20 protein-coding genes and 2 pseudogenes are annotated in these 25,908 nt (G+C 65.2%); 6 read left to right on the top strand and 16 right to left on the bottom strand.

All coding sequences use genetic code 11. The annotated features are described in order from the left end of the window. The first annotated feature begins 230 nt into the window (after window positions 1–230). The gene (locus PMO31116_RS16985) at window positions 231–2,042 is read left to right on the top strand and encodes a DEAD/DEAH box helicase (protein ID WP_150567768.1); all 1,812 of its coding nucleotides are present in this window, start codon (window positions 231–233) and stop codon (window positions 2,040–2,042) included. 136 nt (window positions 2,043–2,178) lie between these two features. Here the strand turns inward: PMO31116_RS16985 and pip are convergent, their stop codons facing one another. From pip to PMO31116_RS16970, 3 genes and pseudogenes are all read right to left on the bottom strand, one after another. Beyond that, the gene (gene pip / locus PMO31116_RS16980) at window positions 2,179–3,114 is read right to left on the bottom strand and encodes a prolyl aminopeptidase (RefSeq protein ID WP_150567823.1); all 936 of its coding nucleotides are present in this window, start codon (window positions 3,112–3,114) and stop codon (window positions 2,179–2,181) included. A 303-nt stretch (window positions 3,115–3,417) separates the two neighbouring features. Further along, window positions 3,418–5,005 (bottom strand): annotated as a pseudogene (gene aceB, locus PMO31116_RS16975) (malate synthase A). Window positions 5,006–5,098: 93 nt separating this feature from the next. Further along, window positions 5,099–5,806, bottom strand: a complete 708-nt coding sequence (locus PMO31116_RS16970) for a haloacid dehalogenase type II (RefSeq protein WP_150567767.1) — start codon at window positions 5,804–5,806, stop codon at window positions 5,099–5,101. Between the two features lie 136 nt (window positions 5,807–5,942). On the opposite strand from PMO31116_RS16970, the gene PMO31116_RS16965 reads away from it, so the two are divergent. Both PMO31116_RS16965 and PMO31116_RS16960 read left to right on the top strand, forming a co-directional pair. After that, on the top strand, window positions 5,943–6,902 hold the full coding sequence (locus PMO31116_RS16965) for a LysR family transcriptional regulator (RefSeq protein ID WP_150567766.1): 960 nt from the start codon (window positions 5,943–5,945) through the stop codon (window positions 6,900–6,902). Window positions 6,903–7,296: 394 nt separating this feature from the next. Next, entirely contained in the window at window positions 7,297–7,731 is a 435-nt protein-coding gene (locus PMO31116_RS16960) for a universal stress protein (protein WP_023874136.1), read from the top strand. A gap of 245 nt (window positions 7,732–7,976) precedes the next feature. Here the strand turns inward: PMO31116_RS16960 and aceA are convergent, their stop codons facing one another. From aceA to PMO31116_RS16945, 3 genes and pseudogenes are all read right to left on the bottom strand, one after another. Beyond that, window positions 7,977–9,299: an isocitrate lyase gene (gene aceA / locus PMO31116_RS16955; RefSeq protein WP_150567765.1), complete on the bottom strand. Its 1,323-nt coding sequence runs from the start codon at window positions 9,297–9,299 to the stop codon at window positions 7,977–7,979. Window positions 9,300–9,678: 379 nt separating this feature from the next. After that, window positions 9,679–10,590: a DMT family transporter gene (locus tag PMO31116_RS16950; RefSeq protein ID WP_150567764.1), complete on the bottom strand. Its 912-nt coding sequence runs from the start codon at window positions 10,588–10,590 to the stop codon at window positions 9,679–9,681. A gap of 321 nt (window positions 10,591–10,911) precedes the next feature. Further along, window positions 10,912–11,379 (bottom strand): annotated as a pseudogene (locus PMO31116_RS16945) (gamma-glutamylcyclotransferase family protein); the annotation flags it as partial. Window positions 11,380–11,604: 225 nt separating this feature from the next. Here PMO31116_RS16945 and PMO31116_RS16940 point away from each other — a divergent pair. Continuing rightward, window positions 11,605–12,441 carry an AraC family transcriptional regulator gene (locus PMO31116_RS16940; protein ID WP_150567821.1) on the top strand — a complete coding sequence of 279 codons (837 nt, stop codon included), beginning with the start codon at window positions 11,605–11,607 and terminating at the stop codon, window positions 12,439–12,441. On the opposite strand, the gene PMO31116_RS16935 is transcribed toward PMO31116_RS16940, so the two are convergent. The 4 genes from PMO31116_RS16935 to PMO31116_RS16920 all read right to left on the bottom strand — a co-directional run bounded on the left by PMO31116_RS16935 (window position 12,404) and on the right by PMO31116_RS16920 (window position 16,109). Continuing rightward, window positions 12,404–13,198 (bottom strand): LytR/AlgR family response regulator transcription factor, encoded by a 795-nt coding sequence (locus PMO31116_RS16935; RefSeq protein ID WP_150567763.1) that lies wholly within the window; start codon window positions 13,196–13,198, stop codon window positions 12,404–12,406. The genes PMO31116_RS16940 and PMO31116_RS16935 overlap by 38 nt on opposite strands. Next, window positions 13,195–14,361 carry a sensor histidine kinase gene (locus tag PMO31116_RS16930; RefSeq protein ID WP_150567762.1) on the bottom strand — a complete coding sequence of 389 codons (1,167 nt, stop codon included), beginning with the start codon at window positions 14,359–14,361 and terminating at the stop codon, window positions 13,195–13,197. The genes PMO31116_RS16935 and PMO31116_RS16930 overlap by 4 nt, the downstream gene beginning before the upstream one ends. Window positions 14,362–14,375: 14 nt before the next feature. Then, window positions 14,376–15,038: a DUF2306 domain-containing protein gene (locus PMO31116_RS16925; protein ID WP_150567761.1), complete on the bottom strand. Its 663-nt coding sequence runs from the start codon at window positions 15,036–15,038 to the stop codon at window positions 14,376–14,378. Window positions 15,039–15,209: 171 nt separating this feature from the next. After that, window positions 15,210–16,109: a LysR family transcriptional regulator gene (locus tag PMO31116_RS16920; RefSeq protein WP_150567760.1), complete on the bottom strand. Its 900-nt coding sequence runs from the start codon at window positions 16,107–16,109 to the stop codon at window positions 15,210–15,212. A gap of 116 nt (window positions 16,110–16,225) precedes the next feature. Between PMO31116_RS16920 and PMO31116_RS16915 the strand changes: the two genes are divergently transcribed. Continuing rightward, complete coding sequence (locus PMO31116_RS16915; RefSeq protein ID WP_150567759.1) at window positions 16,226–17,125, top strand: aldo/keto reductase family oxidoreductase; 900 nt, start codon at window positions 16,226–16,228, stop codon at window positions 17,123–17,125. A 213-nt stretch (window positions 17,126–17,338) separates the two neighbouring features. Here the strand turns inward: PMO31116_RS16915 and clpB are convergent, their stop codons facing one another. Beyond that, window positions 17,339–19,966 carry an ATP-dependent chaperone ClpB gene (gene clpB / locus PMO31116_RS16910; protein WP_150567758.1) on the bottom strand — a complete coding sequence of 876 codons (2,628 nt, stop codon included), beginning with the start codon at window positions 19,964–19,966 and terminating at the stop codon, window positions 17,339–17,341. A gap of 222 nt (window positions 19,967–20,188) precedes the next feature. Here clpB and PMO31116_RS16905 point away from each other — a divergent pair, with 222 nt between their 5' ends. Beyond that, on the top strand, window positions 20,189–20,761 hold the full coding sequence (locus PMO31116_RS16905; protein ID WP_246185343.1) for a group III truncated hemoglobin: 573 nt from the start codon (window positions 20,189–20,191) through the stop codon (window positions 20,759–20,761). 99 nt (window positions 20,762–20,860) lie between these two features. On the opposite strand, the gene moaE is transcribed toward PMO31116_RS16905, so the two are convergent. The 5 genes from moaE to PMO31116_RS16880 form a co-directional block, all read right to left on the bottom strand. Further along, window positions 20,861–21,325: a molybdopterin synthase catalytic subunit MoaE gene (moaE, locus tag PMO31116_RS16900; protein WP_150567757.1), complete on the bottom strand. Its 465-nt coding sequence runs from the start codon at window positions 21,323–21,325 to the stop codon at window positions 20,861–20,863. Window positions 21,326–21,433: 108 nt separating this feature from the next. Then, entirely contained in the window at window positions 21,434–21,694 is a 261-nt protein-coding gene (moaD, locus tag PMO31116_RS16895) for a molybdopterin converting factor subunit 1 (RefSeq protein ID WP_150567756.1), read from the bottom strand. 42 nt (window positions 21,695–21,736) lie between these two features. After that, a complete protein-coding gene (locus PMO31116_RS16890; RefSeq protein WP_150567755.1) occupies window positions 21,737–23,002 on the bottom strand; it encodes a molybdopterin molybdotransferase MoeA in 1,266 nt (421 codons plus the stop codon). A 39-nt stretch (window positions 23,003–23,041) separates the two neighbouring features. Then, window positions 23,042–24,508, bottom strand: coding sequence for a threonine synthase (gene thrC / locus PMO31116_RS16885; protein WP_150567754.1), 1,467 nt, complete (start codon window positions 24,506–24,508; stop codon window positions 23,042–23,044). Window positions 24,509–24,582: 74 nt separating this feature from the next. Continuing rightward, window positions 24,583–25,893 (bottom strand): homoserine dehydrogenase, encoded by a 1,311-nt coding sequence (locus tag PMO31116_RS16880; RefSeq protein WP_150567753.1) that lies wholly within the window; start codon window positions 25,891–25,893, stop codon window positions 24,583–24,585. Between the last annotated feature and the right edge of the window lie 15 nt (window positions 25,894–25,908).

The following is a 25,908-nucleotide window of genomic DNA, read 5'->3' as shown; positions in this document are numbered from 1 at the left end:
TCCCTTCAGGCGACGAAAAACCGCGTTTTGCCCCAATCCTGTGATAAGCCGTTGTAGTTTTTGCCGGTACTGGCGTTCCTGAGGAACGACCCGCCACCGTCCCCTGGCTTACGATACGGATTTCGATCCGCTTTCTGCCCCATCCGCGATTTGCTTCCTGCTTGCGACGAATTGGGTTTGCCGATTGGCGCCAACGCCCCGACATAACCCATCCATCCGCAAGAGGATACATGGAACAGACTTCCAAGCTGTCTGCGCTCGCGCAGACGTACTTCCCTTCGTCCGAAGAAAATGCTGACGCCATCGTCGAGACGGCAACCGTCGGCGAAAACGACGGCCAGCCCACGTTCGCCGAACTCGGCCTGAATCCGGCCATCCTGAGCGCGCTTGCCACCGCCGGCTACAACCATCCGACGCCCGTGCAGCAGCGCGCCATCCCGGCCGCGCTCGCCGGACGCGACCTGCTCGTGTCGAGCCCGACCGGCTCCGGCAAGACGGCGGCGTTCATGCTGCCGGCGATCCATCGCTTTGCCGAAATGCAGGCGAGCGGCGAGCTGAATAGCCGTGCGCCGGCCGCGCATCCGCGCAATCAGCCGGCCGCACCGGGCGAGAAGCCCCGCAAGGGCCAGCGCGTGCGCCGCGTGGCCGCCCAGCCGCTGCTGCTCGTGCTCACGCCGACGCGCGAACTCGCACAACAGGTCTCGACCGCCGCCGATACGTATGGCAAGCAACTTCGCCGCCTGCGCACCGTGAGCATTCTGGGCGGCATGCCCTACCCGCGTCAGCTCGAAATGCTGGCCAAGCAGCCCGAGATCATCGTGGCCACGCCGGGCCGCCTGCTCGATCACATCTCCAGCGGCAAGATCGACCTGTCCCAGCTGATGATGCTCGTGCTCGACGAAGCTGACCGCATGCTCGACATGGGCTTCATCGACGATATCCAGACCATCGTCGACGCCACGCCCGAAACGCGCCAGACGCTGCTCTTCTCGGCAACGATCGATGGCCGCATGGGCGAAATCACGCGTCGCCTGCTGCGCGATCCGGAAACCATCGAGATCACGCGCGGCAGCGAGCAACGCACCAACGCCAACATCGAGCAAACGCTGCACTACGTGGACGACCGCGCCCACAAAGACCGTCTGCTCACGCACCTGCTCGGCAACGATGCCCTCGACCAGGCCATCGTGTTCACGTCGACCAAGCGCGACGCCGATCTGCTCGCCGATCAGCTCGAACAAGCCGGCTTCGACAGCGCCGCTCTGCACGGCGACATGCCGCAAGGCGTGCGCAACCGCACGCTGCGCGCCCTGCGCGAGCGTCGCGTTCGCGTGCTGGTCGCCACCGACGTGGCCGCGCGCGGCATCGACGTGCCGGGCATCACGCACGTGTTCAACTACGATCTGCCGAAGTTCGCGGAAGACTACGTCCACCGTATCGGCCGCACCGGCCGCGCCGGTCGTCGCGGTGTGGCCGTGAGCCTCGCCGCGCACGCCGAAATCGGCGCAGTGCGCCGCATCGAGCGCTATACGCGCCAACCGTTGCCGGTCAACGTGGTCGCGGGCTTCGAGCCGCGTCGCTCGCCGCCCAAGGCGGGCGCGGGCGGCAAGCGTCCGGGTCCGGGCCGTGGCGGTCCGCGTCATGGTCAGGGCAACGGCGGCGGTCGCTGGAGCAATAACGGTCCGCGCCAGGGCAATGGCGGCGGCTATCAGGGCGGCCAGCGCTTCGGCGGCAACAAGCCGGCCGGTAGCCCGTTCGAGCGCCGCGAAAGCAATGGCTTCCACGGTGGCTATCAGCAGAACGAAGGTGCCAACGGCTTCTCGAACGGCAGCGCGACCGACCGCTTCGAGCGTCGCGCGCCGCGTCCGTTCGAGGGCAACCGCCAGGATCGCGGCGGTCGCTCATTCGAGGGCGGCGGCTACCGTCAGGACCGCGGCAACCGCAGCTTCGATGGCGCACGCCAGGATCGTGGCTTCGGCAATCGCGGCAATGGTGGCAATGGTGGCAATGGCGGTGGCTTCGGCAAGCGCCGCGGCGACTGAGCCCGCAGGCAACCCTCAGGACGCGCAGGCCGCGCGTCCTCGCCAGAACACGCAAAACCCCGATATCGACGTCAATCGTCGGTATCGGGGTTTTGTTTTGGAGCGCCCGTCACGGTTGCCGCAATTCGCGAATGGACTATGTCGCAGCGAAACGGTCAGTCGCTTCGACGAGCCAATGCAGAACGGTGGGTTCGCTGAATGCGTGTCCGGCGTCGGCGGCCCAGAAGAAATCGGCCTCGGGCCACGCCTTGTGCAACTCCCATGCCGTGCGCGCGGGCGTGGCCACGTCATAACGGCCCTGCACGATAACGCCCGGCACGTCGCGCAGTATCGGCGCGCCGCCGATCAGTTGATTCGGCTTCAGAAAGCCGTCGTGCACGAAGTAATGATTCTCGATGCGCGCAAATGCAATGGCATAGTGTGGATCGCCGAACGCTTCGGCGAGATGGTCGTCCGGCAGCAACGTGATCGTGCCGCCCTCCCACAAGCTCCACGCGCGGGCCGCCTCGATTCGCACGGCCTCGTCGGGACTCGTGAGACGCTTCCGATATGCGCGCATCAGGTCACCGCGCTCTTCCAGCGGAATCGGCGCGAGAAACTTCTCCCATCGATCCGGGAACAGCCACGACGCCCCTTTCTGGTAGTACCACTGCAGCTCCTCGCGGCGTACCGTGAAAACGCCGCGCACGACCAGTTCGCTCACGCGTTCGACGTGCGTTTGCGCATAGGCCAGCGCCAGCGTGCTGCCCCAGGACCCACCGAAGACGAGCCACTGGTCATAACCGAATTTCGTTCGCAGCCGCTCGATATCGTCGACGAGGTCCCACGTCGTGTTGTAATCGAGACTCGCATGCGGAGTCGAACGCCCGCAACCGCGCTGATCGAACAGCGTGATGCAATACTTCGCGGGGTCGAAGAGTCGCCGGTGCTCCGGCGAGCAGCCACCGCCCGGGCCGCCATGCAGAAACACCGCAGGCTTGCCGAGCGGATTCCCGCACCGCTCCCAATAGATGCGGTGCCCGTTGCCCACGTCCAGCATGCCATGCTCGTAGGGCTCGATAGGCGGGTACAAGCCCCGCAACGCCGCAGGGCGCGTCTCGACCACCTTGCCGGGACCACGCGGCTTGCGCGCAGCGCGCGGCGTCGGCGCGTGTGCATCGGTGCGTGCGCTGCCCGGGGCGTCATCGGGAAAATCGGCTGGCATCGGCATCCTTGAAGAACCTGTCACTCAACGTTCAGTGTAGCGCGGCGCCCCAAACAAGACAAAGCCGCCTCAGAACGAAATGGGACGATGTCACCATCGTCCCACTCGTGGCGCCGTCAGGCGCCACGACACGGTCGCGGCCACTCCGGACACGCCGGACGGCTTTCAGCGTCAGACTTCCTCGTAAAGCGGCAACGTGAGAAAGTCGACGAAGTCTGCGCTCGTGCTCATCTGCTCGAAGATCACGGCGGCGCGATCGTAAGTCGGCGCGACCTGCCCGACGAGCGCCTTCACATTGGCCAGCTCCTGAGGAATCAGCTCTCGCACCAGCTCGGCGCTGACCTTGCGGCCGTCCTCGAGCTTGCCCTTCGGCGAGCGAATCCATTGCCACACCTGCGATCGTGAAATCTCGGCCGTGGCCGCGTCTTCCATCAGGTTGTGAATGGGCACGCATCCGTTGCCCGCAAGCCAGGCGCCGAGGTAATGAATGCCGACGTTGATGTTGTTGCGCAGGCCCGCTTCGGTAATCGGTGCTTCGGGCTTGAACTCCAGCAGCTCGCGCCCCTTGACCGTCACGTCGTCGCGCTGCTTGTCGATCTGATTCGGACGATCGCCCAGCACCTTCACGAATTCTTCCATCGCCACGGGCACGAGCCCCGGATGCGCCACCCATCCGCCGTCGTAGCCGTCAGTCGCATCGCGCGCCTTGTCCGCGCGAATGCCCGCCATTGCGCGTTCGTTGGCCTGCCTTGATCGGGATCAACGCGCTCATGCCCCCAATCGCCGGCGCATGGCGACGATGGCAGGTCTTGAGCAGCAGCAACGCGTAGGCGCGCATGAACGGCACCGTCATGTTGATTCGGCTGCGGTCGGCCAGACAGAAATCGGCATCGACCTTGAACTTCTTGATGCAAGAGAAGATGTAGTCCCATCGCCCGGCGTTCAGGCCGGAGCTGTGCTCGCGCAGTTCATACAGAATCTCGTCCATTTCGAACGCGGCGAGAATGGTCTCGACGAGCACCGTCGCCTTGATCGTTCCCTGCGCCACGCTCAGCTCGTTCTGCGCGAGCACGAAGACATCGTTCCAGAGGCGTGCTTCGAGATGACTCTCGAGCTTCGGCAGATAGTAGTACGGACCGAATCCGCGCTCGAGCGACACCTTGGCGTTGTGGAAGAAATGCAGACCGAAATCGAACAGGCTGCCCGACATGCGCTCGCCGTCCACGCTCACGTGCTTCTCGTCGAGGTGCCAGCCACGCGGGCGAACGATCAGCGTGGCGACCTTGTCGTTGAGCCTGTACTGCTTGCCGTTCTGCTCCAGGTGGATCGTCCCGCGAACGGCGTCGCGCACATTGATGTGGCCCTGCATCTGGTTGTGCCAGTTCGGCGCATTCGAATCCTCGAAGTCGGTCATGTAGCTGTCCGCCCCCGAGTTCAGCGCGTTGATGATCATCTTGCGCTCGACCGGCCCGGTGATTTCCACGCGACGGCATTGCAGCGCCTGCGGCAACGGTGCAATGCGCCAGTCGCCGTCGCGAATGGCCTGCGTCTCGGGCAGGAAGTCGGGTATCTCGCCAGCGTCGAGCCGCGCGGCGCGGGCAACACGCTCGGCGAGCAAGGCCTGGCGCCGCGGTTCGAACGTGCGATGCAGTTTGGCGATGAAGGCAAGCGCCTCGGGGGTCAGGATCGCCTCGTAATCGGGATGAATATCGGCAGCATCGACATGCAATTGCATGCCGGGGGGCAGGCTAAGGGACATCGGGAATCTCCAGCTATCTTGATTTATGTATGGGAGTGCGCCGCAAGGAAAAACATCAGGGGCTTTGCACGAGGCCTCACACCGCTCGGGATGTCAGGCGCGCGCTCCCTTCAATGCCTCGACGAAACGCTGCAAGTCGCGCATGTCGCGCCCCATCCCTTGCGGCGTGACGCCGAGTTGTTCGACCGGCAGCCCGGCACGATTGACCCAGAACGTCGGGTAACCGAACCAGGTGGCGCCGGCCGCGTCCCAGCCGTTGCTGGAGACGAAAACGATGGCCCCGGCGCTCACGCCGAACGCGTCGGGACCCAGTTGGTAGGCCTCGGGGGCCGTCTTGTATTTGCGCACGGCGTCAACCGACAGCACATGATCGAACAGATCGAGAATGCCGCCGCTCTTCAGGCCGACATCGAGCATGCGCGGATCGCCGTTGGACAGTACCCCCAGGCCGAGTCCCATCGCGCGCAGCGCGCGCAGCACGGGCGGGTTTTCCGGGAACACCGACAGGCAGGTGTACTCGTCCATCAAGCGCTTTTCCGCCACCGGCGAGAGCGTGAGGTTCAGCCGCGCGGCAGCGTAGCGAAGCGCGTCGGCGGTAATGTCCCAGAACGGCCGGTAGCGCTCGCCGCGCGGGCCCGAGAGCGAGCGCAGTTGCGTGTACTCGATCTGCTTGACGCGCCACAGGTCAGCGAGCGCCGCCCCGTGACCGGGGAACTGCTGCTCGGCGGCCGCAGCGACGGAATACACGTCGAAGAGCGTGCCGTACGCGTCGAAGATCACTGCCTGAATGCGGGAGGCCATATGCGGGTTCCTGGGGAATACTGGGTATTACGCAAATATGCTTGCCATTGCGATTCGATTGTATTATTGATATCAACCAGCATAAAAGAGCGCATTAATCACTTTATCTGTGACTTTTTAGTACATAATCGACCACATGGATCGCTTCAAGCAGATCGAGACGTTTGTCGCCGTGGCGGCCAAGGGGAGCTTGTCGGCCGCCGCCGCGCTCGAGGGCGTGGCGCCGGCTGTGATCGGACGCCGCATCGACGCGCTCGAATCGCGCCTGGGCGTCAAGCTGCTCGTGCGCACCACGCGTCGCGTGACCCTCACGTTCGAGGGCTCGGCCTTTCTCGAGGACTGCCAACGGATCCTCAACGAAATGCACAACGCCGAAGCGGCCGTGTCGGCAGGTGGCGTCAAGGCCAGCGGGCATTTGCGGCTATCGGCGCCGGCGGGGTTCGGGCGGCGGCACGTCGCGCCGCTACTGCCGGTGTTCATCGAAGCGCACCCGGACGTCAGCGTTACGCTCGATCTCTCGGATCGTCTGGTCGATCTGGTGAACGAAGGCTTCGACTGCGCCATCCGTCTGGGCGAATTGCCCGACTCGAGCCTCGTGTCGTTGCGCCTGGGCGAGAACCGGCGGGTGTGCGTGGCATCGCCCGGCTACCTCGCGCAACACGGTCGCCCGGAGTCGCTCGACGCCCTCGCCCAGCACAATTGCCTCGCGTTCGGGTCGACCGCGAATCAGCAACGCGGCTGGACCTTCTCGCAGGACGGCAAGGTCGTGACCATCCGTGTGAACGGCAACATAGAATGTACGGACGGCGCCGTGCTGCACGATTGGTGTCTCGAAGGCTACGGGCTCGCGTGGCGCTCGTGGTGGGAGGTGGGCGACGACATCCGCGCCGGACGCCTCGTCACGGTACTCGACGCCTTCGCCGCGCCGCCCATCGGCATTCACGCCGTATTTGCGCAGCGCCGCCATCTGCCGCTGCGCGTCAGATTGTTCATCGACCATCTCAAACATCACTACAGCAGCCCCGCCTACTGGCAGGACGACACGGCACATCGTCCGCAACCCGCGCTCGGTTCCCACGGGAGCGCATCGATCTGACACACCGGTTGCCTGGAACGTCGGCGGCGTAGCCCACGTCTGAGGACAGACAGACGTCTCGACGTCGATGCGATGGCAAGACGCTGTCAAACGGACGACGAAACGTCCGAGGTATCGAATTTGCGAAATTCGCACGCATTTGACGCATGCCGAATGCCGGCGCACCCAGGATTACGCTTTACTGAAGACGGGGGCCGCGCTTGGCGGCACGCCATCGGGTTTGCCCCCGTTGTTGCGTCGCGCCAAAGCCATAGAATCGAAGCGAAGGGTCCGCAGGCGATGCGCAGGGAACCGGCATCGAGAACTCCGAAACCGCGGACCGGGTGCGAGACCGTGATACCTGCGCGAGCCTGTGAACGCGTGTTCAGCAACGCCAACTGCGGGAGGTCATATGCTGTTTACCCACATCCTCATTCCGACCGACGGCTCGGAGCTATCCGAAAAGGCCGTAACCGGCGGACTCGAACTGGCACGCGCGCTGGGGGCCAGAGTGACCGGCTATTGCTGCCTCGCGGAGTACCCCTACTCGCCCTTCAGCGAATACGTACTCGAAGCGCCGGCCACATTCAGCGAACGCATTGCCGAAGAGGCATGCGCGCATCTCGACAAACTGGCCGAGGCGGCGGCGGCCGCGGGGGTGCCGTTCGATCGTTGCAGTTCCACTTTTCCGGCGCCCTACCTGGGTATCATCGACGCGGCGGAGCGGCATGGGTGCGACGTCATTCTGATGGCTTCGCACGGGCGGCGTGGACTGACCAGCCTGTTGCTCGGCAGCGAGACGCAGCGCGTGCTCGTGCACTCCAAGATTCCGGTGCTGGTCTACCGCTGATGTGATGGCGCAGGTGCGCCGGCCTGGTGAAAGCGCATGAAAAAAGGCCCGCGAGCGGGATAAGCTCACGGGCCTTTTCTCGTTCAGGCGTGCTTCGCAGCCCTGACTGCGACGGGACCGCAGTGCGGGCTGCCCCAGCCGGATAGGCCGGACGCGCGGTCATGACGCGATGTCGTTCCGGGTTCGACGATGTGCCCCCACGCCCATCGCCGCCCACGGGCGCACCGCGCCCTCCCTCAGCCCTGTCAGGCTGCCTTGACCTGCGCCTTCTTCTCGTCGAAGAACTGTTCGTCCTCCGTCGAACCCTTCAGGGCCGTGGTCGATGCGTCGCGCTCGATCGTTTGCGTGACGGCATCGAAGTAGCCCGTACCCACCTCGCGCTGATGCTTGACTGCCGTGAAGCCCTTGTCGGCAGCAGCGAATTCGGCTTCCTGCAACTCCACGAAGGCGCTCATCTGACGACGGGCGTAGCCGTGTGCCAGGTTGAACATCGAGTAGTTCAGGCTGTGGAAGCCGGCCAGCGTGATGAACTGGAACTTGTACCCCATGGCGCCGAGTTCCTTCTGGAACTTGGCGATGGTGGCGTCGTCGAGGTTCTTCTTCCAGTTGAACGACGGCGAGCAGTTGTACGAAAGCATCTTGCCCGGGAAGTGCTTGTGAATGCCCTCGGCGAACTGCTTGGCGAATTCGAGGTCCGGCTTGCCGGTTTCACACCACACCAGATCGGCGTACGGCGCATAGGCCAGACCGCGGGCGATCGCCTGGTCAAGACCGTTGCGGGTGCGGTAGAAGCCTTCGACCGTGCGCTCGCCGGTGCAGAACGGCTGGTCGAGCGGATCGACGTCGGCGGTGATCAGGTCGGCGGCTTCGGCGTCGGTACGGGCGATCAGCACGGTCGGCACGCCGAGCACGTCGGCGGCGAGGCGCGCGGCGACCAGCTTGGCCACGGCTTCGCGCGTCGGCACCAGAACCTTGCCCCCCATGTGGCCGCACTTCTTCACCGAGGCGAGCTGATCCTCGAAGTGCACGCCGCCGGCGCCCGCTTCGATCATCGCCTTCATCAGTTCAAAGGCGTTGAGCACGCCGCCGAAGCCGGCTTCGGCATCGGCCACGATCGGGGCGAAGTAGTCGATGTAGCCCTCATCGCCCGGGTTCTTGCCTTCCGACCACTGAATCTGATCGGCGCGCGTGAAGGTGTTGTTGATGCGGCGAACGACCTGCGGCACCGAGTTGGCCGGGTACAGCGACTGGTCGGGGTACATCTCGCCCGCGAGGTTGGCGTCGCCGGCGACCTGCCAGCCCGACAGATAGATGGCCTTCAGACCGGCCTTGACCTGTTGCATGGCCTGATTGCCGGTCAGCGCGCCCAGGGCGTTTACGAACGGCTCCTCGTTGATCATGCTCCACAGGCGCTCCGCACCGCGGCGGGCAAGCGTTTGCTCCGGCTGGATCGAACCGCGCAGACGCACCACGTCTTCGGCCGAGTAGCCACGCTTGATACCCTTCCAGCGCGGATTGTTCGCCCAGTCCTGCTCGAGTTGCTTCACTTGCTCTTGACGGGTCGTCATGATGATCTCTCCTGGTTTCTCAATACAAATAAAAGACGGGGGTGACGCTTGCTGCCTGATCGTCGCCGGGTCCGCGGTGACCGCTTTCGGCGTGCCCTGATCGGCAGGTCTTGTATAAGAGTTTAGGGATTTCTCATGCAACGCAACAGAACCAATTGCAGTATCAGATCATATTTTTTATTGCTTAAAATCAAATAGATAGAGAAATATTTCCTTGATGTGAAACGATATTTCCCTTCCTGAAATCATCGCGTTGTGCCAAGCAGCGCAAATTTTTACGCAACGCAAAGACATTCCGCATCATGAAAAAAGCCAGTCGTACCCACGACCGGCCTTGGAGAAAGCGAGTTGGACGGGGAGGCCGCAGCCCGGTGCCTCGCTATGAGGCGGCGCGCTGCGTCGACGCAGCGGTCCTGGGGGGTTTGCAGACGAGCCACACGGCTAGCGCGATGAAACACCCGCCGACGAGGTGTGCCAGCGTGACGGCTTCGTTCAGGAACAGGGCTCCCCAGAGCACGCCGAACGGCGGTATCAGGAACGTGACCGTCAGCGAGCGCAACGGGCCGAGGTCGGCGATCAGACGGAAGTACAGCATGTAGGCGATGGCACTGCAGAGGAACCCGAGCGCCGCCACCGCGGCCCAGACGCCGCCCGTGGCCTGTCCCGGCATGCCGGAGGTGGCCGACACGTAGCCGAAGAACGGCAGCAGCACGAGCGCTGCCCCCAACTGGCTGCCGAACGCGACGAGCTTCGCGTCGAGACCGCCACGCTCAGTGATCCAGCGGCGCGTGAGATATCCCGCGAGGCCATAGCACGATGTGGCTACCAGGCACGCCAACGCGCCCATCACGACCGGTCCCGACATCGTGACCGGGCCCGTGCGCGTGAGCACGGCCACGCCGGCCAGCCCGACCAGTACGCCCAGCGCCTTCGCTCCGGTGAGCCGGTCGTGAAAGCCCATGGCGCCGATCACCACGCCCATCAGCGGGGTGGTGGCGTTGAGAATCGCGGAATAGCCGGCCGGCAGCACGCGCGCCGCAAGGCAGTACATGACGAAGGGGATGCCTGAATTGATCACGCCCAGCAACATCGAGGCGCCGAGCAGGCCCTTGAACGCCCAGCGCACCCGCAGCGCGAGCAGAATCACCGCCAACCCGACGGCCCCCAGCGCCACGCGGAGAAATGCCGTGGGCAGCGGCCCGAGCGCCGGCACGATGATTCGCATGAACAGGAAGCTAGCCCCCCAAATGGCGGAGAGCAAGAGCAATCGGGCAATGTCTGACGAACGCATGGTCTGGGAGACGGCGCACGTGGCCGCCGCGAGAATGGGAACGGCTGCATCGTCCCATATCGCCTCGCCCCCTGCTGGTCATATTCGGACATGGCGATGCGTGCGGCATAGCCCACGCAGACAGTCTTCGCCAACACCCAGCCACGCAGCCAGTCCGAGGCGATCGCGCAACGCTTCATCGCTCCCGTGTCGGTGCGCCGTGCGCCGGATCGACGCCCGGCGCCCCGTCGGCACTGGCCTCTACGACGCCTGCCGCTCGTTCAATGCTTTCCGGCTGGCGTCCTCGGATATCGCCGGCGCCCCCGAGACACCGGAGGTGTCCGCCCCATCGCGTGCGCGGCGGTAGGCGACCCAGTCGCCGCCATCGATACGGGGCAGCCGGACGACCGCGGATTCGCTCACCGGATACACGATGCACGCATAGGTCGTGCCGCCGCACTCGACTTCGTGGACCTCTCGGACAAAGCGCCCCGGCTCGCCCGGGTACACCTCTTCGATTTCGTCGAGCACGGGAACGAGTGCCGCCGGTATGCGGTACACGTCGCCGACGACGCGGCTCGCCCCCCCCTCGTCGGCACGCGCGAGCACCATGCCCGGGTAGGCACCAAAATCGTAGAGACGGCCACCGAGCGACGTGGTGCCGACGTAGATCGGCGCCGCAATGCCGTGGCGCGCCGCGGCCAGACGCATGTCGTTGATTTCGCCCGCGCGCAGCGTGCCATAAACGAACGCGTGGCACGCGTCGTCGCGCGCCGCTTCGTGATCGCCGCCCTCATTCCCCTCGCCAATCCCGCTCGTGTCGTGCATTGCCGTCGTCATCGCCCACATCCCGTTCGGAATTCATCGGCATCAAGCTTACACTTACGAAACCCGAATTGTCGCGCTGACACCATGCCCAACCTCACGCCCCCGACGGTCGGAGCGCCCGAACCTGCGGGTGCCGAGCGCACCGAGGCGGCCGCCACGCCTGCCCGCTCGCGCGTGCCGATCGCTCACACGCGCGTCGCGACTGACATGAACGACACGAATGGCACAAGCGGTCCCCCTATCGTGCCGGAAGCGTTCACGCCCACGCGCGAGCGTCCGGTGCGTCTGCGGGCGCGGCCGTTGCGCGACGGCATCGTGGTGCCGGGGCATCGGCATGCGTGGGCGCAGGTCGCCTACACGCCGCGCGGCGTCATCCAGATCGCCGTGGCCGACGCCGCCTGGATCGTGCCGCCGTCTCGCGCGATCTGGATACCGCCGGATGTCGAGCACAGCCTCCAGGTCAACGAGCCGTCGTATCTGCGCACGTTGTACGTGCATCCGGACGTGGTTCCCGAGGGTCTCGACCAATGCCGGGTGGTGGAAGTGTCGCCGTTGCTGCGGGAACTGATCGCCGCCATCGACGTGCCGGACACCGAACTCGACGCGCCTCGCGAACGACTGGTGGGCGCTCTGATCCTGGACGAACTGCGACGCGCCTCGCCGCTGCCGCTGGTCGTACCCCTGCCCCACGACAAGCGCCTGCTTACGCTCTGCAACGCCATGCTGGCCGACCCGGCGCGCCCCTGGACACTCGATCAATGGGCGCGCCATGTCGGCGCGAGCCCGCGCACCATCGGCCGGTTGTTCCGACAGGAACTCGACATGAGCTTCGTGCAGTGGCGTCAGCAGGTCGTTCTGGCGCAGGCAATTCCGCTCGCCTCGAAGGGCTATCCGCTCGCGCGTATCGCCCGCGAACTCGGCTATCGGAGCCAGAGCGCCTTTTCCGCGATGTTCAAACGCACTTTCGGCCGAACGCCCAGCGAGTTCTTCGCCGCCGTACCCGACCCTACATCTGCCGGAACAGGTGAGCGTACTGCCGACTGACGGCCACACGGTCCTTGCGGCGCCTGAGCTTGAGCGTGAGGCGCCCCAGCGGCGTGTGCTGCGCGCTCACGACTTCGGCCACATTCACCACCGTGCTGCGATGCACCTGCCAGAAGCGCGACGGATCGAGTTGCGGCAACAGCTCGCGCAAGCTGGTGCGAATGAGCAGATCACCGTCGGCCGTCGCCACGACGACGTACTTGTCGGCCGCCTCGAAAAAGCAGACGTCCTCGACCGGCACGATTCGAACCTCGTCCTTCACCGACGCTCGCACGAAGCGCAGGTAATCGCGCCCCGCCATCGGCCCCTTTGCGGGCAGTGCCCCGCCCTGCAACCGCTCGCGCAGCGTGACCAAGAGTTGCGCGAGCGCGCCGTCATCGGGGGCGCCCAGCCGGTCACGCAGCCGCGCGATCGTGCGTGCAAGGCGATCGGGCTGCACCGGCTTGAGGAGATAGTCGACGGCGGCCGCGTCGAACGCGTCGAGTGCGAACCGGTCGAACGCCGTCACAAACACGATCTGGGGCGGCCGGCTCAGCCGAGCACAGGCGCGTGCCACGTCGATACCCGTCGCGCCGGGCATCGCGATGTCGAGAAACACGACGTCGGGTTGATGCCGCGCGATGGCGGCGATCGCCGACGTGCCATCCGGCGCGACCGGCAGCACACGCAACTCGGGCCAGGCCTGCACAAGCATGTCGCGCAACGCCTCGGCCAGCAGGATTTCGTCTTCGGCAATCAGGGCGACGGGGGATGTCATGCACTCCACTCTCCGGGACCAAAAACCTGTGTTGGCGACGCATGGGCCGAACTGGCCGATCTCATCGGCAAGCGCAACGTGGCGACGACGCCACGCGGCACACCCTCGGCAAGCGTCAGGCTCGCAGTGTCGCCGTAGCGCATGCGCAGGCGTTCGCGGATATTCGTCAATCCCAGGCCGTCGGCGCCTGGTTCGGCGCGAAAGCCTGCGCCATCGTCCGCGACGCGGATGACGACATGTCGCGACGCTTCGCCGGACGTCTCGAGCCATGCCGCGACGTGCACGGCGGCGCCATCGGTGAGCGGCTCCACGCCGTGCTTGAGGGCATTCTCGACCAGCGGCTGGACGAGCATCGGCGGCACGCGCAAGGCGCGGCAGTCTTCGGGCAGATCCATCGTGTAGCGCAGCCGCTCGCCGAAGCGCACCCGCTGGATGGCCAGCAGCGCGTCGAGCAACGCGAATTCGTCGGCCAGCGACGTCGCCTCGGCACGCGTGGCAGCCAGCGACGCGCGCAGGAAGCGGTTCAGGTGGGCCAACAGCGCGCGCGCACGTGCGGGGTCGCTGGCGATCAGTGCGTCGAGATTGGCCAGCACGTTGAACAGGAAATGCGGCTCCAGTTGCGCCTGCAGCGTCTGCAACCGCGCCAGCACGAGTTGCCGCTCCACCGACGCCTCGCGCAACGCCTGCTGCGCGGCCGCTTCGCGCAGCTGCGACAGTCGGGCGCGCGACCAGCCGTGATACGTGCCAATGCCGGTACCGACCAATGCCACCGCCAGCACGATGGACACGGAATGATTGCCCACGGGGCGCCACATCGACATCGGCAGACCGAGCAATGCCGCGCCCATGGCAATGCCCGCCGTCAGTCCGCCAAAGCAGCCCAGCACCACGAGAGCGAGAAACGGCCCGATGGGCGGCGCGCGCTCGCGCCAGAGGACGCGACGTCCGCCGTCCACCAGCGCGGCAATGGACAAGCCGATGCACTGGCTGAACACGAGGTTCTGCGCGAAGGTGCCACCGAAGCCGATATACCGCAGCCCCAATGCGATGAGCGTGTTGAACATCGCCACGCCGGCAAGTTCGCGCCAGAACGTCTGCCACGGGCCACGCGTCGCTCGCGCAGGCGCCGCGCGTGCGGTCTCAACGGATTGCGGTTGTCTCATTGTCGACGTCTTTTTCACGCGTGCGTTGGGTCGGTCGTCACGGACAGTCTTTCCCGGGCCGTATGTGCGCTTCGCGTTTGTTGTCCTGGTCCCGCTTGCTTATCGATACCCGTGTTGCCGTCGGTACCGGTATTGCCTTGGATGCCGCCATCCGTGCCGCTGTCTCCGTGCTTGTCGTTGTCCGATTCGGTCGCCGCGTCGGGCGCGGTGGGCGCCAAGCGAACGCCCGCCCCGGAAACGCCGCGAGCGCAATTTGCGCAGGCCTGCGGCTGTGTCGCGTCATGCTGCCACAGCGACACGAGCGCACGGTTCAGTGCACGCCCCGGTACCGCCACTGCGGCCACGCCCGCGATCAGCAGCCCGGCGTACAGTCCGAGCATGCGTCGCCGATGGCTCTGCACGCGCCCCTGACGAATCGCCCGCACCGCCAGCACCAGATTCACCAGCACGAACGACGAGAGGACGTGCAGCCACGAAAGCTGCGTGCCGCCTGATCCATCGATGCCGCCGATGCCGCGAATGCCAAAGCTCGAGAGCGCCGTCGCCGCCATCGCCGCAACCCAGAGACGCCCCAGCCACCGGTGCCTCGGCGTGCCCCGTCGTATGAACAGGATGCCGATGCCGAGCCCCACCGCCACCGCTGCGGCGGCCAGATGCATTACCACGATCGTCGCCATGATGTCCTCGCTGTGAATGGATCATGGCATGACGATGCGGCATGGCGTCGCCCACCGCATGCATCTTGCGACGAACGGCACCGGCATGGCGCCAGCGGTTGCCGGCCGGCGCGAGTGGTGCGGCGCGACGCGGTCCGGCGCTTCCCATTGCTGCCTGCGCTTGTTCAAATGCTACCAGCGAATGTTCTTCGCGAAGTCCACGAAGGCCCGCAATGGCGCCGGAAGGTAGCGCCGGCCCGGATAGTACAGCAACGGACCGGTGAAACTGGGCCACCAAGGCGCCAACAACGGTTCCAGCTCCCCACGGTTGATGTAAGGCTGCAGCCATTCCTCGAAGAGATAGATCACGCCCGCACCAGCGACTGCCGAATCAACGGCCAAGTCAGCGGCGGCGCCAAGGCTCACGATCAGCGGTCCGTTTGTTTCCACCGTGAATGATTTCCCTTGGTGCGTAAACTGCCAGGGCGGCATGGCACCGCTGGAAAAGCGCCCGCGCAGACAAATGTGCTCGCGTAGATCGTTCGGATGGCGCGGTCTGCCGTGTTGCGCGAGATAGCCTGGCGAAGCCGCCAGGGCCATGCGCTGACGCCGTGGTCCGATGGGGACCGCCACCATGTCCTGATCCATGCTTTCTTCATACCGGATGCCGGCGTCGCAGCCTGACTGCAGCAAGTCCACGAAGCGATCTTCCACGATCACCTCCAGGCAGATTTCGGGGTACTCGGCGAGGAACTGCGGAACGATGCGCGGCAATACCAGCTTGGAGGCAGCCAGCGGAACATTCAGCCGCAAGCGGCCAGCGGGACGGTCACGAAAGCCATTGACCACGTCCAGCGCCGACTCGACGGCGCTCAGCGCAGGCGTCAGTTGTTCCAGCAGGCGCTGGCCGGCATCGGTAGTCGCCACGCTGCGTGTTGTGCGATTGAGCAGACGCACACCAAGACGCGACTCAAGTCGGCGCACCGCCTCGCTCAGTTGCGACGCGCTGGAACCCGAGATACGTGCGGCGCTGCGAAAGCCCCCCTGCGTGGCGACGGCCACGAAGGCGGCAATGTCTTGCAAATCGGCCATGACTGTCAGATTGTCTGGAATTCCGCACAAGCTGTCTTATTGCGCGAGATTGTCGCACAACCGGCAAGCTCCTAGACTGCGCTGACGTTACCGCTGTCCGCGACCAGGGAGAAAAGATGAATCAGGCCAATCAAGCCGGCAGCTACATGCTCGGCGATCTCGAAGTCATCCGCATGGGTTATGGCGCCATGCAGTTGGCGGGCCCGCATGTATTCGGTCCACCGAAGGACCGGCAGCAGGCCATCGCTGTGTTGCGTTCGGCATTGGAGATGGGCGTCAACCACATCGACACCAGCGATTTCTACGGTCCGCACATCACCAACCAGATCATTCGCGAGGCGCTGCATCCTTACCGGGATGACCTGGTGATCGTGACCAAGATCGGCGCACGCCGCGGTGCAGATGGCTCGTGGCAGAAGGCGATGTCTCCCGCCGAACTGGAATCGGCGGTGTACGACAATTTGCGGAATCTGGGCGTGGAGGTGCTGGATGTGGTGAACCTGCGCCTGATGTTCGACGTGGCGGCCCCGGCGGAGGGAGATCTGGAAGCCCCCCTGACAGCGCTGGCGGAGTTGAAACGCAAGGGCATCGTTCGGCACATTGGCCTGAGCAACGCCACGGCCAATCAGATCGCTCAGGCACGGACGATGACCGATATCGTCTGCGTGCAAAACCAGTACAACCTTGTCCGCCGGGACGACGACCGGCTGGTCGAGCAACTGGCGAAAGCAGGAATTGCCTACGTGCCCTTCTTCCCGCTGGGCGGATTCTCGCCGCTGCAGTCGGCCACGCTTGAGCGGGTCGCGGCCGACTGCGGGGCGACGCCATTGCAAACGGCGCTGGCGTGGCTTCTGCAACGCTCTCCCAATATCCTGCTGATTCCAGGAACCGCTTCGGTTGCCCATCTGCGGCAGAACATCGCTGCCTCAGGATTGCATTTGTCGCCCGAAGCGGTGGCTGCGCTTGACAGTATCGGTGGCGTTGGCGCGGCAATTCCGGACACAGCATCACACTGAGGATGCTGAATCCGTCGAGCGCACGAACTCTAGGGGCTCGGGGCAAATGAAAACACCCCTGCGAGAGGGGTGTTTGGGACGAATGGTCCCGATAACACTGACGATGTCTGCCCCATTGGGCGTCACCACGCTCGGAACACGCGGACGATCGACGTTGAAGCGGGCACCCGGCGGTCGTGACCGCCGGGTGAGCCGGCCTCTCGGGCCGACGGCTTATTCGGCCGCCGCCTCCGTCTCGCGGCTGACCTGCGCGGCCGTCTCCCCCTCGAAGGTGAAGCGTCCGTTGCGCCAGTCGACCGGGATGGTGTCCTTCGGCCCGAACTTGCCGGCAAGCACCAGCTTGGCGACCGGATTCTCGATCTCCTGCTGAATGGCTCGCTTGAGCGGACGCGCGCCGTACACCGGGTCGAAGCCCTCGCGTGCCACGTGGGCGAGCGCAGACTTGCTGACCTCCAGATGCATGTCGAGCTTGGCCAGGCGCTGACGCAGGATCTCGATCTGAATCGTGGCGATCGACTCGATGTGCTTCTGGTCGAGTCCGTGGAATACCACGACTTCGTCGATCCGGTTCAGGAATTCCGGGCGGAAGTGATCCTTGATCTCCGTCCACACGGCGTCCTTGATCCGGTCTTGCGGCTCGCCGACCATCGACTGGATCATTGACGATCCGAGGTTCGACGTCATCACGATCACCGTGTTCTTGAAGTCCACGGTACGGCCCTGACCGTCGGTCATGCGACCGTCGTCGAGCACCTGCAACAACACGTTGAACACGTCCGGGTGCGCTTTTTCGACTTCGTCGAGCAGGATCACGCTGTACGGCTTGCGACGCACGGCCTCGGTCAGATAGCCGCCCTCTTCATAGCCGACATAGCCTGGGGGCGCACCGATCAGGCGCGCCACGCTATGCTTCTCCATGAACTCGCTCATGTCGATGCGGATGAGATGATCCTCCGAATCGAACAGGAACATCGCCAATGCCTTGCACAGCTCGGTCTTGCCCACACCGGTCGGCCCGAGGAACAGGAACGACCCGTATGGGCGGTTCGGATCGGCCAGCCCCGCACGCGAACGGCGGATGGCGTCGGCCACGGCGGTAATCGCCTCGTCCTGACCTACCACGCGCTCGTGCAGTTTGGCTTCCATGTTGAGCAGCTTCTCGCGCTCGCCCTGCATCATTTTCGACACCGGGATACCCGTGGCGCGCGAGACCACTTCCGCGATCTCCTCGGTACCCACCTGCGTGCGCAGCAGTCGCGGATGCGCCTGCTGGCCCGCAGCCTCGGCCGCATCGGCATCCTTGAGTTGCGCCTCGAGTTGCGGGAGTTTGCCGTATTGCAGCTCCGCCACCTTGTCGAGCTTGCCCTCGCGCTGCAACTTCGCGATCTCGGCACGCACGCGGTCGATCTCTTCCTTGACCTGTGCACTACCCTGCACGGCCGCCTTCTCCGCGGTCCAGACTTCCTCGAGGTCGGCGTACTCGCGCTCCAGGCGCGCAATCTCCTCCTCGATGAGTGCCAGACGCTTCTGCGACGCCTCGTCGGTTTCCTTCTTGACCGCTTCGCGCTCGATCTTCAACTGGATGAGACGACGGTCGAGCTTGTCCATCACTTCCGGCTTCGAGTCGATTTCCATCTTGATCTTCGACGCCGCCTCATCGATCAGGTCGATGGCCTTGTCCGGCAGGAAGCGGTCCGTGATGTAGCGCTGGCTGAGTTCCGCCGCCGCCACGATGGCCGGGTCGGTGATCTCCACGCCATGGTGCAGTTCGTACTTTTCCTGCAAGCCGCGCAGAATGGCGATCGTCGCCTCGACGCTCGGCTCGTCGACGAGCACCTTCTGGAAGCGACGCTCGAGCGCGGCATCCTTTTCGATGTACTTCCGATATTCGTCGAGCGTGGTCGCGCCAATGCAGTGCAGCTCGCCGCGTGCGAGCGCCGGCTTGAGCATGTTGCCCGCATCCATCGCGCCCTCGGCCTTGCCCGCGCCAACCATCGTGTGAATTTCGTCGATGAACAGGATCGTGCGGCCTTCGTCCTTGGCAATGTCATTGAGCACGGCTTTCAGGCGCTCCTCGAACTCGCCGCGGAACTTGGCGCCGGCGAGCAGCCCCGCCATGTCGAGCGCGAGCACGCGCTTGTTCTTCAACGACTCCGGCACTTCGCCGTTGACGATACGCTGCGCGAGGCCCTCCACGATCGCGGTCTTGCCCACGCCCGGCTCGCCAATGAGCACCGGGTTGTTCTTGGTGCGACGCTGAAGAATCTGGATCGTGCGGCGAATTTCGTCGTCGCGCCCGATCACCGGATCGAGCTTGCCCTGCGCCGCGCGCTCGGTCAGGTCGAGCGTGTACTTCTTGAGGGCCTCGCGCTGGCCCTCGGCATCCTGGCTGTCGACGGACTGACCGCCGCGCACGCCCTCGATGGCCGCCTCGAGGGACTTGCGCGTGAGGCCCCGTGCGCGGGCGAGCTTGCCCGTCTCGCCCTTGTCGTCGGCCAGCGCGAGCAGGAACATTTCGCTGGCGATGTAGGTATCGCCGTGCTTTTGCGCTTCCTTGTCCGCCTGGTTGAGCAGGCCCGCGAGTTCACGGCCGACCTGGACGTTGCCGTCGGTGCCCTGTACCTGCGGCAGCTTTGCAATGGCCGTCTCGAGATCGTGCGCCAGCGGCTGGACCTGAACACCCGCACGCTGCAGCAGCGAACGCGCCGCGCCTTCGGGTTGGGCGATCAGCGCGGCGAGAAGGTGCAGCGGCTCGATATATTGCTGGTCGCGACCGACTGCCATGCTTTGGGCATCAGCCAGCGCTTCCAGGAACTGCGTGGTGAATTTGTCTTGTCGCATCTCGTGCTCCGGTAAGAAATCATTTCTGCATCGGATGTGCGGACAATCCCCTGTGGTTTCAAGGGGCATTAAGGCGCGAGACCGACCTTTCTCATGTCGCCCGAGGCACGCCGGAATCGGGGGGCGCGGCGCTCGCCGGGAACGCCTCGAAACCACGCACGGGAATGCGTGGGACACGCCCGGGTTTGAAGCTCATAATAGTCATTTTAAGCACGCCGCACCATGAGTCATCCTGACACACAGACGCTGCCCGGCAACCCGCCGTCCGACCGTGCAGCGCCGCACGCGCGGCCCGGAACGGCGTCAGACGCCTTCGCCGGCGTTGCGCCACAAGCCACGGCAGAATGGCCGACCGCGCGGCTGGCGGTCATCGACGAAGACGCCGTAAGGCTGCTCGTGCATACGTTCTACGGACGCATCCGCGACGACGACATGCTCGGCCCCGTCTTTCGCGAGGCGCTCGAAGGCCGCTGGGATATGCATCTGGAGAAAATGGTGTCGTTCTGGGCCAGCATCGTGCTCGGTGCCAAGCGGTACCGCGGCAATGTGACGCAGGCGCATCAGCCTTTCGCGCATCTGAGCGGCGAGCATTTCAGCCGCTGGCTCGCCCTGTTCTTCGACACGTTGGACAACGTCTTCGAACCGCAGGCCGCGTTCGCTTTTGCGGAGCCGGCCATCCGGATCGCGGAGAGCCTTCAATTGAATCTCTTCGGGTGGGAGTATTCGCTGCCACCGGCGCAACGTCTGTTGCTCGATAGCGTGAAGCAAGCCCGACCGCCTCGACCTCAAGAATGAATCGATCGGCGAATTTGACTGAAATTCGCCAATTTTATTTGCAGAAAAGCGTATTTTCGACGCCCGCTGGCGCGAGCGCGCTCAGGTCGTCTCGACCGGTCACCGACCGCCGTCCTTCGTCCAGCGCTCCCGAGCCACGGTGTCGGTCTCCCGCGCGTCGACCCAGCGCTCACCCTGCGGCGTGGATTCCTTCTTCCAGAACGGCGCCTCGGTCTTCAGGTAGTCCATGATGAACTCGCACGCCGCGAACGCATCCCCCCGGTGGGCCGACGTCACCGCCACCAGCACGATCTGGTCGCCCGGCCCCAGATCGCCGTAACGATGAATGACCAGGGCATCGAACAGGCGCCAGCGCTCATGCGCCTGGGCGACGATCGTCGCGAGCGCCTTCTCCGTCATGCCGGGGTAGTGCTCCAGCGTCATGCGGGAGACATCCTTGCCGTCGTTCAGGTCACGCACGGTGCCGACAAAACTCGCCACGGCGCCCACGCGCAGGTCGTTGGCACGGAGTTGGCGGATCTCCTCCGACAGGTCGAAATCCTCGGTCTGTACGCGAATCGGCATGGTGTCGACGTTTCCTGTCTAGGGGTGGCGGGCCGGGGGTTGCCGCTCATCCGAGCCCCGCTGGCGCGCCCCGGCGCGGCCGCGCGGGCGGCGGCGATCCCGAATGGGTCAGCCGCCGGTGACCGGCGGGAAAAACGCGACCTCACAGCCCGGCGTGAGCCGCGTGCCGGCCGGCACCATCTCGTGATTCAGCGCCATGCGCAGCGCGCGCTGTTCGCCGAGCGTCTCGGCCCAGACAGGGCTGCGAGCGCACAACCACCGACGCACGTCTCCCACCGTGGCAACCCCCTCGGGGACTTCCACGTTGGGCTCCTCGGCAACGTTCAGCGCCTCGCGCACACTGGCAAAAAAGCGAAGATTGATCTGCATGGATGCTTTCCCGGCGCGCCGCAAGGGCGGCGCCCCTGTCTCTCAATATAGAAGGTCGGAAAACGGCAGGAATGCCACCGTTTGCCCTGCTTCGATGCGATGTCCGGGCGGGTTGTCGATGAGGCCGTCGCCCCAGACAGTCGAGGTGAGCACCGCGGAACTCTGGTTCGGAAACGCCTCCAGACCGCCCTGATCGTTGACTCGGGCGCGCACGAACTCATTGCGACGGTCCGCCTTCTTCTGCGTGAAGTCGGCTCGCATCGCGATGCGGCGCGGCGCCACGTCCGTCACACCCTGCAAGCGCAGAATGAACGGTCGCACGAACAGCAGGAACGTCACGAAACTCGACACCGGATTGCCCGGCAAGCCGATGAAGTGCGCCGTATCGCCCCCCGCACCGTGCTCGCGATTCGCGTGAGACGCTTCGTTCGCATCCCCCGTGCCGCGCGGACGATTCACCTCGCCGTACGCCAGCGGCTTGCCGGGCTTGAGTGCGATCTGCCACAGATTCAGCCGCCCTTCGGCCTCCACCGCCGGCTTGACGTGATCTTCCTCGCCCACCGACACACCGCCCGACGTAATGATCAGATCATTGCCGCGCGCGGCGTCGCGCAGAATCGCCCGCGTGGCCGCAAGATTGTCCGGCACGATGCCGTAATCGGTCATCTCGCAGCCCAGGTTCTCCAGCAGGCTGCGCAGCACGAAGCGATTCGAGTTGTAGATGCTGCCCTCGCGCAGCGGCTCGCCCGGCATCGTCAGTTCGTCGCCGGTGAAGAACACCGCCACGCGCAGGCGGCGCGCCACCTGCAACTTCGCGATGCCCACCGACGCCGCCAGTCCGAGCGACTGGGCGCGCAGGCGCGTGCCCGCCGCGAGGATCACGCTGCCGCGACGGATGTCGGCGCCCTGCCGGTTGATGAACTCGCCGGCCGCGGGCACATGACGAATCACCACCGTGCCGTCCCCGCGCACCTCGCATTGCTCCTGCATCACGATGGCGTCGGCGCCCGGCGGCACCGGCGCGCCGGTGAAGATGCGCGCCGCCGTGCCCTCGGCCAGCGGCGCCGGTGCGTGACCGGCGGGAATGCGCTGCGAGACGGGCAAGACCGTCTCGGCGCCACGCAGATCCGACAACCGGACGGCGTAGCCGTCCATGGCGCTCGTGTCCATCGGCGGCACATCGAGCGTGGCGATCACGTCGGCGGCCAGCACGCGACCGTTCGCCGCGAGCGTGTCGACCGTCTCTTGACGGCCGAGCGCACGCGCGGCGCCCAGCACGGCATCGAGAGCTTCTTGAGTACTCAGCATGAGGGTGGGCCCGGGAGTCTGAGAACAGCGCACGCCGGCTTACAGGCCGGTGTGCTCCGCAATGTACGCCTTCACGCGCGCAACGTCGTTCGGCACGGTCTCGAAACGCTGCGGCAGCGACTCGAGCCGCTCGAAGCCCGCCGGACGTGGCGGCTCGCGATGCAGCGCCTCGCGAATCGTCTCGGCGAACTTCGCCGGCTGCGCCGTCTCGAGCACCACCATCGGCACCCCCGGCTCGAGCGCTTCGCGCGCGACCTTCACGCCATCGGCCGTATGCGTGTCGATGACCACGCCGTAGCGCGTGGCCACGTCCTGAATCGTGGCCACGCGGTCGTCGTGCGTGCTGCGGCCCGAGACAAACCCGAACTGCGCCACACGCGCAAACGCCTCGGTGCCGGAGAGATCGAAACCGCCCTCGCGCTCGACCTTAGACAGCAGCTCGGCCGTTGCCTGGGCGTCGCGCCCCAGCAGGTCGAACAGGAAGCGCTCGAAGTTCGACGCCTTGGAGATGTCCATGCTCGGACTGCTGGTATGGAACGTTTCGGCGGACTTGCGCACGCGATAGCGACCGGTGCGGAAAAACTCGTCGAGCACGTCATTCTCGTTGGTGGCCACCACCAGCTTGCGGATCGGCAAGCCCATCATGCGCGCGATGTGACCGGCGCAGACGTTGCCGAAGTTGCCCGACGGCACGGTAAACGACACTTCGCCGTCCTGGCCCGACTTGCCGCCCGTGGCCGCGAAGTAGCCCTTGAAGTAGTACACCACCTGCGCCACGACGCGCGCCCAGTTGATCGAGTTGACCGTGCCGATCTTGTAGCGCGCCTTGAACGCGTGATCGTTCGATACCGCCTTGACGATATCCTGCGCGTCGTCGAACACGCCCTCGACCGCGAGATTGAAGATGTTCGGGTCCTGCAGGCTGTACATCTGCGCCGTCTGGAACGCACTCATCTTGCCGGCGGGCGAGAGCATGAAGACCCGAATGCCTTCCTTGCCCCGCATGGCATACTCGGCCGCGCTACCCGTGTCACCGGACGTGGCACCCAGAATGTTCAATGCATCGCCGTGCTGCGCCAGCGCGTACTCGAACAGGTTGCCGAGCAACTGCATGGCCATGTCCTTGAACGCGAGCGTCGGACCGTTCGAGAGCGCCAGCAGCGAGAGCGGCGTGCCGTTCTCGACACCGAGCGGCAGCAACGGCGTGATCTCGGCGGCGTCTTCGCCGGGACGCACATTGCGATAAACCTCTGCGGTGTACGTGCGCTGCGTGAGGTCCGCCAAAATCTCGGCGGGGATATCGCCGGCGAACTTGGTCAGCACTTTCGCAGCGAGCTCGGCGTAGGACAACTGGCGCCAGGCGCGCAGTTCGTCAGCCGTCACCTGCGGATACTCGGTCGGCAGGTACAGGCCGCCGTCGGGGGCGAGGCCACCGAGGAGAATGCTCGAGAACGATTGCGGCTCGCCGGCGTTCAGGCCCGCGCCGCGCGTGGAAATGTATTTCATGTGGGTCGTGTCCTGTCGAATGGGTTCGTGCAGCGGGTCGTCGGCGCGTCCGCCTGCGGGCGCGCGCGATCGACTCAGCTCAGCGCCTCCATGCGGATGCGCGTGACCTTCGAGAGCACCGTCTCCATGGCCTCGATCTTCGCGATGGCCGAGTTGATGTGCTTTTCCTGGGTCTGGTGCGTCAGGATGATGATGTCGGTCTGGTGCTCGCCTTCGCGCGATTCCTTCTGCAGCAACGCGTCGATCGAGATGTCCAGGTCCGCGAGAATACGCGTGAGTTCGGCCATCACACCGGCACGATCCACCACGCGCAGGCGCAGGTAATAGCTGGTGGTGACTTCGTCGATCGGCAGTACCGGCGTGTTCGACAGCGCGTCGTGCTGGAACGCCAGATGCGGCACGCGGTGCTCCGGGTCGGCCGTCTGCAGACGCGTGACGTCCACGATGTCGGCCACCACGGCCGAGGCCGTCGGCTCGGCGCCCGCGCCCTTGCCGTAGTAAAGCGTGGCGCCCACGGCGTCGCCCTGCACCAGCACGGCGTTCATGGCGCCTTCCACGTTGGCGATGAGGCGCTTGGCCGGGATGAGCGTCGGATGCACGCGCAGTTCGATGCCGGCCTCGGCACGACGCGTGATGCCCAGCAGCTTGATGCGGTAGCCCAGCTCTTCGGCGTACTTGATGTCGAGCGCGGAGAGCTTTGTGATGCCTTCGACGTAGGCGCGATCGAACTGCACCGGCACGCCGAACGCGATGGCGCTCATGAGCGTGAGCTTGTGGGCGGCGTCGACGCCTTCGATGTCGAACGTCGGGTCGGCCTCGGCATAGCCCAGACGCTGTGCGTCGGCAAGCGCCACGTCGAAGTCGATGCCCTTGTCGCGCATCTCCGAGAGAATGAAGTTCGTGGTGCCGTTGATGATGCCGGCGATCCACTGGATGCGGTTGGCGGTGAGCCCTTCGCGCAGGGCCTTGATGATGGGAATGCCGCCGGCCACCGCGGCCTCGAAGGCCACCATGACGTTGGCCTTGCGCGCCGCGGCGAAGATTTCGTTGCCATACACGGCCAGCAGCGCCTTGTTGGCGGTGACCACATGCTTGCCGTTCTCGATCGCCTTGAGGACCAGTTCCTTCGTGAGGTCATAGCCGCCGATGGTCTCGACCACGACATCGATGTCCGGATCGTTGACCACCTCGAACGGGTCGCCCGTCACGACGGCCGCCTGGCCGACGAGGCCGCGCGCGCGTTCGACGTTGCGCACCGCGACCTTCGTGATCTCGATACCCCGGCCGGCACGACGTTGAATTTCTTCCTGGTTGCGAGCCAGTACCTGGAAGGCGCCATAGCCTACCGTGCCAAGGCCGAGGAGGCCCAATTTGATCGGATTCATGCAGTTTTACTCAAA

It is taken from the genome of Pandoraea morbifera (genome assembly GCF_902459575.1).
Lineage (GTDB): Bacteria > Pseudomonadota > Gammaproteobacteria > Burkholderiales > Burkholderiaceae > Pandoraea > Pandoraea morbifera.
This window is presented reverse-complemented; position numbering and strand designations above follow the sequence as displayed.

What these genes read in the sequence shown, in the direction of transcription:
- PMO31116_RS16890 (WP_150567755.1), bottom strand. Translation starts at nt 23,002, where the DNA reads ATGCTGAGTACTCAAGAAGCTCTCGATGCCGTGCTGGGCGCCGCGCGT.
- PMO31116_RS16950 (WP_150567764.1), bottom strand. Translation starts at nt 10,590, where the DNA reads ATGCGTTCGTCAGACATTGCCCGATTGCTCTTGCTCTCCGCCATTTGG.
- PMO31116_RS16970 (WP_150567767.1), bottom strand. Translation starts at nt 5,806, where the DNA reads ATGGCCTCCCGCATTCAGGCAGTGATCTTCGACGCGTACGGCACGCTC.
- aceA (WP_150567765.1), bottom strand. Translation starts at nt 9,299, where the DNA reads ATGACGACCCGTCAAGAGCAAGTGAAGCAACTCGAGCAGGACTGGGCG.
- moaE (WP_150567757.1), bottom strand. Translation starts at nt 21,325, where the DNA reads ATGCCGATTCGCGTACAGACCGAGGATTTCGACCTGTCGGAGGAGATC.
- clpB (WP_150567758.1), bottom strand. Translation starts at nt 19,966, where the DNA reads ATGCGACAAGACAAATTCACCACGCAGTTCCTGGAAGCGCTGGCTGAT.
- PMO31116_RS16940 (WP_150567821.1), top strand. Translation starts at nt 11,605, where the DNA reads ATGAACGACACGAATGGCACAAGCGGTCCCCCTATCGTGCCGGAAGCG.
- thrC (WP_150567754.1), bottom strand. Translation starts at nt 24,508, where the DNA reads ATGAAATACATTTCCACGCGCGGCGCGGGCCTGAACGCCGGCGAGCCG.
- PMO31116_RS16930 (WP_150567762.1), bottom strand. Translation starts at nt 14,361, where the DNA reads ATGAGACAACCGCAATCCGTTGAGACCGCACGCGCGGCGCCTGCGCGA.
- PMO31116_RS16905 (WP_246185343.1), top strand. Translation starts at nt 20,189, where the DNA reads ATGAGTCATCCTGACACACAGACGCTGCCCGGCAACCCGCCGTCCGAC.
- PMO31116_RS16925 (WP_150567761.1), bottom strand. Translation starts at nt 15,038, where the DNA reads ATGGCGACGATCGTGGTAATGCATCTGGCCGCCGCAGCGGTGGCGGTG.
- PMO31116_RS16935 (WP_150567763.1), bottom strand. Translation starts at nt 13,198, where the DNA reads ATGACATCCCCCGTCGCCCTGATTGCCGAAGACGAAATCCTGCTGGCC.
- PMO31116_RS16880 (WP_150567753.1), bottom strand. Translation starts at nt 25,893, where the DNA reads ATGAATCCGATCAAATTGGGCCTCCTCGGCCTTGGCACGGTAGGCTAT.
- moaD (WP_150567756.1), bottom strand. Translation starts at nt 21,694, where the DNA reads ATGCAGATCAATCTTCGCTTTTTTGCCAGTGTGCGCGAGGCGCTGAAC.
- PMO31116_RS16920 (WP_150567760.1), bottom strand. Translation starts at nt 16,109, where the DNA reads ATGGCCGATTTGCAAGACATTGCCGCCTTCGTGGCCGTCGCCACGCAG.
- PMO31116_RS16915 (WP_150567759.1), top strand. Translation starts at nt 16,226, where the DNA reads ATGAATCAGGCCAATCAAGCCGGCAGCTACATGCTCGGCGATCTCGAA.
- PMO31116_RS16985 (WP_150567768.1), top strand. Translation starts at nt 231, where the DNA reads ATGGAACAGACTTCCAAGCTGTCTGCGCTCGCGCAGACGTACTTCCCT.
- PMO31116_RS16965 (WP_150567766.1), top strand. Translation starts at nt 5,943, where the DNA reads ATGGATCGCTTCAAGCAGATCGAGACGTTTGTCGCCGTGGCGGCCAAG.